This is a genomic window from Bacillus sp. AFS015802 (genome assembly GCF_002561455.1).
Taxonomy (GTDB): Bacteria; Bacillota; Bacilli; order Bacillales; family Bacillaceae_B; genus Rossellomorea.
In genome coordinates this window covers 24767-36822 of the sequence record NZ_NTUP01000005.1, presented here as the reverse complement: position 1 = coordinate 36822, position 12056 = coordinate 24767, and the positions used below count along the sequence as shown (strand labels likewise).

Below are 12056 nucleotides of genomic sequence, written 5' to 3'. Positions count from 1 at the left end.
TATGGGTATTTAATCCTACCTAAGCTCCTATTCAACCCAATTCATGGGTATAATTACCACGCAGTTGGTTCTACTTCTATGTTATCCTTAATATATCTATTACAGAGAGATTACAACCATTACAAAGGTGGGTTATGACGGTGAAAGTGTTACTAGCATCAACACATGAACAGGAAGACAAGATTCAAGAACTCATACAGTACATGTATTGTACTATTTTCCCTGATTATTTCACAGATGATGAAATCGAACAATTTGATGATATGCAGGTATTACATACGACCACGAGAAACTTTGAGTATTTCGGGACACTCAAGGAAGCGTTCCAGGTGATATCCAGTTTACAAACATTGATCTCAATCGTTGAAAGTGGAGCACAAGAAGAAGTATATGAAGAAATGTTTTACAACAATGCGCGTATCCTTCAGAGCTTTGGTATGTTCTTTCCTTTATCATACGATCAATTCAGTGAAGAATCGGACTGCAGACATAATTTAAGCATTTATTCGAGAGCGGATAACCAGCTGCTCGTATGACTTGAAAAGTTAGATCCTTCAGAAAATTCATATAAACATGTTTAGATGGTTCGTGAGAGGGGAAAATAGCTTGTAATAAGTTAATCCTGAAGATACTCGAGTATCTTCATCTTGAAATTCCTCCTCATTTGAAAGGGGCTGACCCGTGGAAAGGTCAGCCCCTCTTTTTTTTATTCTGATTTCACGTTCTCTTCGAAGAATGCCTTGAAATCTTCCTCGGGATGCTCTCCGACGATTCTCGCCACTTCTTTCCCATTTTCGTAACGTACGAGGGTAGGCGTAGCTTCGATTCCGTATTGATTCCATCCTTGATCGAACTCAAGAAGGTTGTACTGAACCATATCGACTCCCATGTCTTCGGCAAGAGGTGCCAGGACTGGTGTCGTTCTCTTACAGTGGATACAGGTCGAACTATAGAAGTATACGGTAGCGTCTTCTTTATTCTTTAACGTCTTTTCCAGCTCTTCTGGAAGGATGACATTCTGATAGTTCGGGTCGTCCAGCAGTTCAACGGTCGCCGGGTCCAGTTTTTCTTTTTTAAATTTATTCCCCTCTGCCTTTTGACTGTTCTGAAGATTCGTGATGATGGCGATGGCTGCGAATAATCCGACAATCGCCACCAGGAATATGATGATTTTCTTCAATCTAGTTGTCCTCCTTTATCGCTTTTAAAACCATTACACTTGAGATGAAGATGATGATAAAACCGGTCAAAGCCAAAAACGGGATCGTGATAAAGCCGAACAGGTTGATGTATTCACCTGTGCATGGGACACGTCCGCAGGCGGGTGCGCTTTCTGTTAAAATCGAAACTTTTTGAATAGAGTAGTGATACAAGGAAACGAGGATACCGATCCCTGATAAAATGGCAGAATATAATGCCGCTTGAAAATCTTTACGTACATAAGCCGTCCCTAATAGAATCACCATCGGGTACATTAAAATGCGCTGATACCAGCATAATTCGCAGGGCTCATATTTCATGATTTCAGAAAAATATAAACTACCCATCGTTGCGATGAGAGAGGAAGCCCAGGCAAGGAATAACAGTGAATCTGCTTTTTTATTCATATAGAATTCCTTTCTACGTATATTCTATCAAATTATAGTATGTTATTATTATAAAAGTAAAATGAGAAAACTTTATGAAGAAATGTGATATTTTTTTAACGATTTGTGCAAGCGGTTGCAGAAGCCAATTGCACAATTACCCCAATAAAAGAATGGAACTAACAGGAGGAATGCACATATGTCAAAACAATGGTGGAAAGAATCGGTTGTTTATCAAATTTATCCACGGAGCTTTATGGATTCCAACGGCGATGGTATCGGTGATATTAAAGGAATCATTTCTAAATTGGACTATTTGAAGAAGCTTGGGATCGATGTCGTCTGGTTATCTCCTGTCTATGAATCCCCGAATGATGACAATGGCTATGATATCAGCAACTATAAAAAGATTCTGGATGAATTCGGCACCATGGCTGATTGGGAAGAAATGCTCAGGGAAATGCATAAGCGCGAGATGAAGCTTGTCATGGACCTTGTGGTGAATCACTCTTCCGATGAGCACGGCTGGTTCGTGGAATCAAGGAAATCCAAGGACAATCCATTTCGTGATTATTATATTTGGCGTGAAGGAAAAGACGGAAGGGAGCCTAATAACTGGGAGTCTGTTTTCAGCGGTTCCGCTTGGGAATATGATGAAGCGACAGACGAATATTTCCTGCATATCTTCTCGAAAAAGCAGCCGGACCTGAACTGGGAGAATCCGAAGCTGCGCGGGGAAATATATGACATGATGAAATTCTGGCTGGATAAAGGCATCGATGGTTTCCGGATGGACGTCATCAACTTCATTTCAAAGGTACCAGGCCTGCCGGATGCACCGAATCCGGAAGGGAACAGGTATGCTTCCGGTCACGAGTATTTTATGAATGGTCCCCTCATCCATGAGTTCCTGAATGAAATGAATCAAGAGGTCCTCTCCCGATATGACGTCATGACCGTTGGTGAAATGCCGGGGGTGACACCCGAAGAAGCCGTCCTTTACACCGGAGAAGACCGGGATGAAGTGAATATGGTATTCCAATTCGAGCATATGGACGTTGACTCGGGTCCGGGAGGCAAATGGGACGTCATTCCATTCGACCTTGTAAAATTGAAAACCATTTTAACAAAGTGGCAGACAAACCTTCACGGGAAGGGCTGGAATAGCCTGTATTGGAACAACCACGATCAACCAAGGATCGTGTCAAGGCTCGGCGATGATGGGGAATATCGCGTGAAGTCTGCGAAAATGCTTGCAACCCTCCTTCATTTGATGCAGGGGACTCCTTACATTTATCAGGGGGAGGAGCTTGGGATGACCAATGTCCGATTCTCATCCATTGATGAGTACAAGGATATCGAAACCCTCAACATGTATCGTGAAAAAATAGCCCAGGGCATGAATCCGGATGAAATCATGAAGTCCATTTACATTAAGGGGAGAGACAACGCCAGAACCCCTATGCAGTGGAACAGCGGGAATCAGGGTGGATTCACTGAAGGGGAACCATGGATCGCCATTAATCCGAACTACAAAGAAATCAATGCAGAAAAGGTACTGAATGATTCCGGATCCATTTTTTACCACTACCAAAAATTGATCGCTCTTCGCAAGGAGCATGATATCATTCCATACGGATCCTTCGAGCTTCACTATGCTGATCACCCTTCCGTGTATGCCTATACGAGAACATATGGAAACGAAAAGATCCTGGTCCTTTGCAATGTATCCGGAGAAAAGCAAGTCATTGATAACGTCGCTTCATTTGATATCAAGCAGGCTAATATTCTGATCTCCAACGAGGAGAACAATAATGATGATCCATTTACTTTAAACCCATGGGAAGCAACAGCTTACTATTTTAAAGGGTAATGGAAAGGAAGCACCCAGGTTTAGGGTGCTTCTATTTTTAGGGTTTTTTGTACGATTTATTTGATTTAATATTTATGATATCAGCGACTACAGTCAAATTTATATAAGATGCAAGTAAATCAAATTTCTTCAATCATCCATACCCCTTTGCTAAAATAAAAGGGATGGACTGTCATGAACTTCGTTTCATCAGTGCACTATAAGGGTATATAATTCAGGTATTTTATGAAGGAGTAGATCATAAATGGCAGAAAAACTGGACTTATCACAATTCGAAAAGAAAATGATCATCCGTCCTATGGAACACAAGGACATTCAAGATATCATCAACATGCAGTCTGTCTGCTTTCCAGGCATGGATCCGTGGAAGGTCGACCATCTCGAAAGTCACCTGGAAGTATTTCCGGAAGGCCAGCTGGTAGCAGAATTAGACGGTGAGATCATCGGTTCATGCTCGAGTCTGATCATTAATTTTGATGAGTATGACGACCGCCACACATGGGATGATGTAACGGATAATGGTTATATCACGAATCACAATCCAGATGGGTATAACCTGTATGGGATCGAAGTGATGGTGCATCCTGAATACCGTCGCATGAAGGTCGGTCACCGTTTATATGAAGCAAGGAAGGATCTTGCGAGACAATGGAACTTAAAGAGTATCATCATCGGGGGACGCATCCCGAATTACCATAAGCACTCTGAGGAAATGTCCCCAAGGGAGTACGTGGATTCAGTGGGGAGGCATAAGATCTATGATCCGGTGCTTTCATTCCAGCTATTGAATGGCTTTACCCTCATGCGGATCAATCCGAACTATTTGCCGGATGACAAACGTTCCCATAAATATGCCACGCTGATGGAATGGAATAATGTAGACTACCGTCCGTCAAGCAAGCGCCATTTTAAAACGAGTTACCCTGTCCGTATCTGTGTCGTGCAATATATGATGCGTAAAATTAATTCCTTCGAGGAGTTTGCAAATCAGGTCGAGTACTTTACGGATGTAGCGTCCGATGCGAAATCCGATTTCGTGGTGTTCCCTGAAATTTTCACCACGCAGCTCATGTCATTCTTGAATATCCAATCACCGAGCCTTGCCGTGAGAAGATTGACGGATTTCACAGAAGACTATATCGAACTATTCACGGACCTTGCCGTTCGATACAATGTCAACATCGTCGGGGGATCCCACTTCGTCAAAGAGGAAAACGATGAAATCTATAATATTGCTTACCTCTTCCGTCGTGATGGGACGATCGAGAAGCAGTACAAAGTTCACATCACACCGAATGAGCGAAAATGGTGGGGGATCAGTCCCGGAGATTCCGTCAGGGTGTTCGACACGGATTGCGGGAAGATCGCCATCCAGATCTGCTATGACATTGAATTTCCCGAGCTTGCCCGCATCGCAACGGACAAAGGGGCAAAAATCATCTTCACCCCATTCTGTACAGAAGATCGCCAGGGCTATCTGCGTGTCAGATACTGTGCACAGGCACGCGCTGTTGAGAACCAGATCTACACAGTCATTTCCGGTACGGTCGGAAACCTTCCGCAAACGGAAAATATGGACATTCAATACGCCCAGTCCGGTATCTTTGCACCATCGGACTTTGAATTCGCCCGTGATGGAATCGTAGGAGAAACCAATCCGAACATCGAAATGGTCATGATCGGAGACGTAGACCTCGAAGTCCTTCGACGCCAGCGCCAATCCGGTACCGTCCGCCAGCTCAAAGACCGTCGCCACGATGTATATGGAGTCAATTATAAGAAGTAATGCAGATAAAGTAAGCCCCGCTGATGCCTTCAGCGGGGTTTTTTATGATATTCCTTGTTTACCTAAAGTTATTAAAAAACGATAAATTCATCATCAGAAAATTATGCTAGAATAAAGAATGTAAAAATCTTGTCGACATGTGACGGATTGTTTTAGAAGGAATTCTACAATATATGATAGAATTTATTATTATACAGTATTAGGAGGGGATCGTTTTGAGTTGGAAAACATCGTGGGAAAAATGGAGCAGCTACTTACATCTGGATGAAGAAGTCAATGAACTTTTAGAATCAATGAAAGACGACGAAAAAACCTTGGAAGACGCTTTCTACAAAAACCTTGAATTCGGAACTGGTGGAATGAGGGGAGAAATCGGCCCTGGAACCAATCGGATGAACATCTATACAGTCAGAAAGGCCTCTGAAGGATTAGCGCGATACATAGAAGAACAAGGCCAGGAGGCTAAAAATCGCGGAGTTGTAATCGCTTACGATTCCCGTTACAAATCACCTGAATTTGCCATGGAGTCAGCGAAAACCCTGGCAACCCACGGCATCCAGACGTATGTCTTCGACGAATTGAAGCCGACACCCGAGCTTTCATTCGCCCTACGCCAATTAAAGGCATTCTCAGGAATCGTGGTCACCGCGAGCCATAACCCGCCTGAATACAATGGATATAAAGTTTACGGTGAGGATGGGGCTCAACTGCCTCCTCACGTAGCCGATGCCGTGATTGCGAAAGTGAATGCGGTGGAAAATGAATTGGAAATCGAAGTGAAATCCGAAGAAGAATTAAAATCAGAGGGCTTGATTAAAATGATCGGGGAAGAGATCGATCAATCTTATCTGGAGCATCTGATTTCGATATCTGAAAAACCTCAGATCGCCAAGGAAGTCGATTTGAAAATCGTGTTTTCCCCATTACACGGAACAGCCTTGAAGATGGCTGAAAAGGGTCTGAAAGCATTAGGTTATGAGCATGTCCATATCGTAAAGGAGCAGGCTGTCCCGGACCCTGAATTTACGACAGTGAAGTCGCCGAATCCTGAAGACAAAGCGGCATTTGAATACAGCATCCGTGACGGGAAGGAAATCGACGCAGACATCCTGATTGCGACAGATCCCGATGCAGATCGCTTAGGCGTAGCCGTAAAAGGGGAAACAGGCGAGTATATCCTCCTTACCGGGAACCAGACGGGTGCCATCCTGCTTCATTATATCCTTGCCCGCAAACAGGAAAAGGACATGATCCCTGAAAACGGTCGTGTATTCAAAACCATCGTGACATCTGAATTAGGCCGTAAAGTCGCTGAGCATTACGGGGCATCCGTCGAGGATGTGCTGACAGGCTTTAAATTCATCGGTGAGAAAATCAAGAAGTATGAAGAAACCGGTGAATATTCTTTCTTATTCGGATATGAAGAAAGCTATGGTTACCTGATCGGGGACTTTGCCCGTGATAAGGATGCCATTCAAGCGGTATTGATGGCTGCAGAGGCAGCAGCTTATTATAAAAAAGAAGGCAAGACGCTCCATCAGGTCCTGAATGAATTATTTGAGCAGCACGGATACTACCAGGAAGGGTTGAAGAGCTTGACCCTGAAAGGGAAAGAAGGAGCTGAGCAAATCCAGGGGATCCTGAAGGACTTCAGGAACGAACCGTTGAAAGAAGTGGCCGGCTTACGGGTGGTTTCGTCAGAGGACTATAAGGTAAGCAAGAAGGTGGATCTGGTATCCGGTGAGGAAGCATCCATCCATCTTCCTTCTTCCAATGTGTTGAAATATCACCTTGAAGACGGTTCATGGATTTGCCTGCGTCCATCTGGAACCGAACCGAAAATCAAGTTCTATTTCAGCGTGATCGGTGAGACACAAAGCGATAGCGATGAAAAATTACATGCTCTCCAAGAAGCCATCATGGCGAAAGTGGAGACGATGATCCGTTCATCTGTAGGAAAGGCGTAAGGCCTATCCGGTTTTCAAACAAGAGATGTGTTTTTTGCATCTCTTGTTTTTTTTGATTGAAAGGAGAACGTGTGTTTTCAGTCAAAGGTCGTAGAGCGGTTCGTTCTTTTTGATAATACCGGTTTTGTATAAAATCTATATAATGGTAGTGTAGGATGGGAAAGGACGATGAATATGAATCAGGAATCCCTTTCAAATATCGAGCTTTTGAAAGAGGTAGCCGAACTGCTGAATAATGAAACAGAGCTTGTTTCCATGCTCTCAGGTGCATTGAAGAAGCTGATCAGGGGCTCAAGCTTCACGACGGGATGGATCTTTTTCATTGAAAAGGAAGGAAGTCATGATCTTGTTTCTTATGAAAATCTGCCTGGGTCCCTCTCGGATCGAAAATGTGAATTGATGAAAGAGGGAGGATGCTGGTGTGTGAATCGTTTCCGGAAAGGTAAGCTCACCAAAGCCTCCAATATCATTGAATGCCAGCGGATCGAGCAGGCCATCGAAGAAAACAGGGGTGACACAGATGATATTACGTATCATGCGACGGTCCCCCTTCAGTCCGGGACTGAGTCCTTTGGGTTATTGAATGTCGCAGCGCCGAATAAGACCCACTTTTCCACGGATGAACTGGCCCTGCTTGAATCGGTGGCCTTTCAAATCGGTTCGGCCATAAAACGCATTATGTTGACGAAGAAGGAGCAGGAAGTCGCGCTGATCGGAGAGAGGAACCGGTTGGCAAGAGATCTTCATGATTCGGTCAATCAATTATTGTTTTCCCTCACGTTAACGGCAAGGGGTGGGGCAGAAATGACCCCGGATCATGAAGTGAAGGAAACCTTCAAGACCATTCAGGGACTTGCTCAGGAAGCCCTGTCGGAAATGCGGGCCCTCATTTGGCAATTAAGGCCCCATGGTCTGGAAAATGGAGTCGTGGAAGCGGCAAAAGGCTACGCGGAAATGCTCGGATTATCCCTTGAAACCAAAGTAGAGGGAGTCATCTCCCTAAGCTCTAAAATAGAAGAGGTGTTGTGGCGTGTCAGTCAGGAAGCCCTGAATAATTGTAAAAAGCATTCCGGGGAGAAACAGATCCTCTATACAATAAAAAGCGGGTCACGATCCATCGATCTGACCATTGAAGATAAAGGATCCGGATTTCAGTATGACAGGGAACAATCCCTCCCTTCAGTGGGGATTCAAAGTATGAAAGAACGTGTGAACAGTATCGGTGGGACATTGACCATCGACAGTGAGCTGGGAAGAGGAACGATCATTTCAGTTCAATTACCGTATTAGGAGGTGCCGGGCAATGATTAGAGTATTGATCGCAGATGATCACCACGTCGTGCGAAGGGGATTGGTGTTTTTTTTGAAAACTCAAAAGGACCTGGACATCGTCGGGGAAGCGAAGGACGGGTCAGAAGCCGTCCGCATGGCTGAAATCTTAAAACCCGACATCATTTTAATGGATCTGATGATGCCGGTCATGGACGGGATCCAGGCCACCAGGGAAATAAAAATGAATCATCCGGACATTCAAATTCTGATGCTGACGAGTTTCTCTGATCAGAATCACGTCATACCCGCCATAGAAGCAGGAGCGGCAGGGTACCAATTGAAGGATATTGAACCCGATGAATTAGTGTACAGCATCCGAAAGCTTTTATCGGGTGAAAATGCTCTTCATCCGAAAGCAACCAATCATTTACTGACGAGGATCTCCAAAAAAGAGCCTCCTCATAAAATCCATGAACTGACGAAACGGGAGAAGGATGTTTTGATTGAGCTAACGAAAGGGAAGAGTAATAAGGAGATTGCTTCGAGCCTCTATATTACGGAAAAGACAGTCAAGACCCATATTTCGAACATTTTTTCCAAGCTGGAAGTGTCAGACCGGACTCAAGCGGCACTGTATGCCGTGAAACATCAATTAACCAATACATCTGGAAAGGATTTTTAAACATGAGTATTTTAATTATTAACGGAAGCCCGAGAAAGCGTGGACGCACGGGAATTGCGTCAAGATTCATCGCGCGGACGTATGACTGTGATCTCATTGATTTAAGCGACGGGACACTGCCTTTGTACACCGGTGAGCAGGACCAATCAGAGCTTCATGCCGTTCAATCACTGAAACAAAAAGTGAAGGAAGCGGATGCCGTCATCTTAGCTTCCCCGGAATATCACAGCGGTATGAGCGGTGCACTCAAGAATGCACTCGATTTCTTAAGCAGCGAGCAATTCGCACATAAGCCTGTTGCGCTCCTTGCGTGTGCAGGTGGTGGGAAAGGCGGCATCAACTGCTTGAACAACCTTCGCATCGTCGGTCGAGGGGTCTACGCAAATGTCATTCCGAAACAGCTCGTCCTGGATCCCCATTGTTTCGATTATGAAGGGGACGGACTCCTGGAAGAGCCTGCTCAATTAGTCGATGGCCTCATGAAGGAACTGAAGGTTTATGTAAAAGCGGCTGAGCTTGTGAAAAGTGAAATATCGTCTTAATTGGGTAAAAACCGGCATTATGCCGGTTTTTTCATGATTTTTTAAGTGTTTATATGATGCCTGGTATAAGCAACCGGGTACTATACATGCAAATAACATAAAAGCTGATCCAATAGCGCATACTAATTGGATCAGCCGTAGGTGGAATTCTCGTTTTTACATCTCTGCAAAGGTTTCCTGGAGTGGTTGCTCGACACTATAGGTGAAGTTTGCATGTTCAATATAACGTAAAAGTGTATAGAGGTTGCGCTCTACAACCGTGTAATCATTTGAAAAATGATACGCATGCAGAAAATGTTCAATTCTTTTTGAAAGAAGGTCATCCTTCGTCCTCACCATTAGGATCAGCAAGTTATCCCATTCTGATCGGTGAGTGTAATACAAGGCCCGATCGTAATCGACTTTATTCACCTGGTTTCCCTCCTTCTGAAGGGGTACTACTATTGTGCACGAGAAAACCGCATTTATTTCTCTGTAAAAGTTGGTTATGTTGCAAGTGCTTGATTTCCTTCTATTGGGTGAATAAAAACGCATTTTTAATTCATCCTATGTAATGAAACGTATACAGAGGTGATGAAAATGAAGAAAGCAATCGTGAGCTTATCAACTGTGTTTTTTCTAATGTTTTCAAGTCAGGCATTTGCCGAGCAGGTGGATTATCAGAAGTTTGGACGCATTGCGACAGCTGTCATCAAAGAGGACTATCCAGGTCAGCCTGTAAAGGATTATAAATATCAGGGGCGACAAAAAGTGACGGCGAACAAAGTGTCTGATGCCTTTGAATTTACCGTGCAGGAAAACAATGCAGAGAAAAAAGTCGTGGTAGTCGTGGTGCACGACCTAGACAATGAGAAGATCCTGAATATCTCGGTGAAGGAATAACATGAACAGAGAAGTCTTCTTTAGAAAAGGAGGCTTTTTTTGTTATGATAAAATAAAGTATAACCTGCAAAATAAACGCAATTTTGCTAAAATAAAGCTATACATAAATCGTTTTTAATGTTGAAAGGGGATTTTTGTTCCAATGTGATGCTGTTCTTTTCTAACCTATTTAAAAACTGAATAAAGGGAGGAAAAGATATGCATTCCAATGCATTCAGAAATTTGTGGTTTGGTCAGGCCTTGGCCAATATGGGGGATGTTTTTTATATTGTAGGGTTGATCTCCCTTGTGTACAATCTGACAGGATCCGCTGTTTACATGACGGCTGTTCCTTTAGTCATTACATTTTCGCGGTTCATCAGCAGTATGGCAGCTCCCTTGCTGCTGAATCGTACTCAGATGAGAAGTCTGATCGCCTATTCTCAAATGGGGAAGACATTTTTCCTTTGTGCTTTTCTTTTGATGATGGTACTCGATACGGGGAATGTGTGGTTTTATTTAATTTGTGCAAGCATCATCTCTTTTCTGGATGGCTGGGCCCTTCCTGCCAGGAATTCGTATGTGCCGTTTCTGGTAAAGCGGGAAGAGTTGATGGGGGCGAACGGATTTCTTTCTACCGTCGATCAGACGATCCAATTTTCGAGTTGGGCTTTGGGAGGCATCCTGTTAGCCCTCCTGAATGAAACCAATCTTTTTATTGTTGTGATCCTCTTGTTTCTGGCAAGTACCTTTTTTATGCTGAAGCTTCCGGTTATTCCAAGCACCACTTTGGACGTTCGCAAGGTTTGGTGGCAGCAGCTTGGGGAAGGGTGGTCAGAAGTGAAAAAGCGGAAAGGACTGGTTCCTGTCTTTTGGATTTACGGACTGGAGTCGATTTCCGGAAGCGTCTGGATTGCGGCTGTTTTGTATTTGTATGTTGATCTTCAGCTCGAGCGCGGGGAAGAATGGTGGGGGTTCATTAACTCCAGCTTCTTTGTCGGGCTTGTGCTTGCTTCATATGCGATATTCAAGCTGCATGGTTTGTTTTCAAAGCATCGGCACAAATGGCTGCCCCTTTGTATGATCGTAACATCCGGTGTCACCCTCGTGTTTGCCTGGAATAAGATTGCTGTGATGGCACTCGTCTTGTCCTTTGTATTCGGATTGTTTGATCAGATTAAGAATGTAGTGCTTCAAACGTATCTGCAGGAGAGTGCACTTCCTGAGGAACTTGGGAAGATTTACGCTGCACAAGGGGCGTTGACGACCTTGTTGTTCGGCTTGTCGTCGGTGGGAGTCGGACTGCTGCTGGAAGTGTTGAGTATTTCCATGATCTTTACCTTGTCTGCGCTCCTTCTGCTTACTACGCTCATTCCTGTGCTGCATCTGCAAAAGAATTTGAAGATGTAAGATTGATAAAAAGGCTGTTCCCCGGATTAGGGGAACAGCCTTTTTAGTTTGACTCGTCTTATGCTTGTCGCCCCAGT

The 12056-nt window shown here is 44.0% G+C and carries 12 protein-coding genes; 9 read left to right on the top strand and 3 right to left on the bottom strand.

Annotated features, from left to right (window positions below):
- Positions 1 to 140 precede the first annotated feature (140 nt).
- A complete protein-coding gene (locus tag CN378_RS03685; protein WP_098350637.1) occupies positions 141 to 536 on the top strand; it encodes a DUF5365 family protein in 396 nt (131 codons plus the stop codon).
- A 170-nt stretch (positions 537 to 706) separates the two neighbouring features.
- On the opposite strand, the gene CN378_RS03680 is transcribed toward CN378_RS03685, so the two are convergent.
- Together CN378_RS03680 and CN378_RS03675 are read right to left on the bottom strand one after the other, a co-directional pair.
- Complete coding sequence (locus CN378_RS03680) at positions 707 to 1180, bottom strand: thioredoxin family protein (protein WP_098350592.1); 474 nt, start codon at positions 1178 to 1180, stop codon at positions 707 to 709.
- A 1-nt stretch (position 1181) separates the two neighbouring features.
- The gene (locus CN378_RS03675; protein WP_098350591.1) at positions 1182 to 1607 is read right to left on the bottom strand and encodes a disulfide oxidoreductase; all 426 of its coding nucleotides are present in this window, start codon (positions 1605 to 1607) and stop codon (positions 1182 to 1184) included.
- A gap of 178 nt (positions 1608 to 1785) precedes the next feature.
- On the opposite strand from CN378_RS03675, the gene CN378_RS03670 reads away from it, so the two are divergent.
- From CN378_RS03670 to CN378_RS03645, 6 genes are all read left to right on the top strand, one after another.
- On the top strand, positions 1786 to 3459 hold the full coding sequence (locus tag CN378_RS03670) for a glycoside hydrolase family 13 protein (protein WP_098350590.1): 1674 nt from the start codon (positions 1786 to 1788) through the stop codon (positions 3457 to 3459).
- 244 nt (positions 3460 to 3703) lie between these two features.
- Positions 3704 to 5245, top strand: a complete 1542-nt coding sequence (locus CN378_RS03665) for a bifunctional GNAT family N-acetyltransferase/carbon-nitrogen hydrolase family protein (protein WP_098350589.1) — start codon at positions 3704 to 3706, stop codon at positions 5243 to 5245.
- Between the two features lie 215 nt (positions 5246 to 5460).
- The gene (locus CN378_RS03660; RefSeq protein ID WP_098350588.1) at positions 5461 to 7212 is read left to right on the top strand and encodes a phospho-sugar mutase; all 1752 of its coding nucleotides are present in this window, start codon (positions 5461 to 5463) and stop codon (positions 7210 to 7212) included.
- Positions 7213 to 7386: 174 nt separating this feature from the next.
- The gene (locus tag CN378_RS03655) at positions 7387 to 8502 is read left to right on the top strand and encodes a GAF domain-containing sensor histidine kinase (RefSeq protein WP_098350636.1); all 1116 of its coding nucleotides are present in this window, start codon (positions 7387 to 7389) and stop codon (positions 8500 to 8502) included.
- A gap of 13 nt (positions 8503 to 8515) precedes the next feature.
- Positions 8516 to 9166: a response regulator gene (locus tag CN378_RS03650; RefSeq protein WP_098350587.1), complete on the top strand. Its 651-nt coding sequence runs from the start codon at positions 8516 to 8518 to the stop codon at positions 9164 to 9166.
- Positions 9167 to 9168: 2 nt separating this feature from the next.
- The gene (locus tag CN378_RS03645) at positions 9169 to 9708 is read left to right on the top strand and encodes an NADPH-dependent FMN reductase (protein ID WP_098350586.1); all 540 of its coding nucleotides are present in this window, start codon (positions 9169 to 9171) and stop codon (positions 9706 to 9708) included.
- 156 nt (positions 9709 to 9864) lie between these two features.
- Here CN378_RS03645 and CN378_RS03640 read toward each other — a convergent pair whose 3' ends face one another.
- Positions 9865 to 10119 (bottom strand): YhdB family protein, encoded by a 255-nt coding sequence (locus tag CN378_RS03640; protein ID WP_034763164.1) that lies wholly within the window; start codon positions 10117 to 10119, stop codon positions 9865 to 9867.
- Positions 10120 to 10287: 168 nt separating this feature from the next.
- Here CN378_RS03640 and CN378_RS03635 point away from each other — a divergent pair, with 168 nt between their 5' ends.
- Together CN378_RS03635 and CN378_RS03630 are read left to right on the top strand one after the other, a co-directional pair.
- The gene (locus CN378_RS03635) at positions 10288 to 10590 is read left to right on the top strand and encodes a DUF3889 domain-containing protein (protein WP_098350585.1); all 303 of its coding nucleotides are present in this window, start codon (positions 10288 to 10290) and stop codon (positions 10588 to 10590) included.
- Between the two features lie 198 nt (positions 10591 to 10788).
- Positions 10789 to 11979: an MFS transporter gene (locus tag CN378_RS03630; protein WP_098350584.1), complete on the top strand. Its 1191-nt coding sequence runs from the start codon at positions 10789 to 10791 to the stop codon at positions 11977 to 11979.
- Positions 11980 to 12056: the final 77 nt, after the last annotated feature.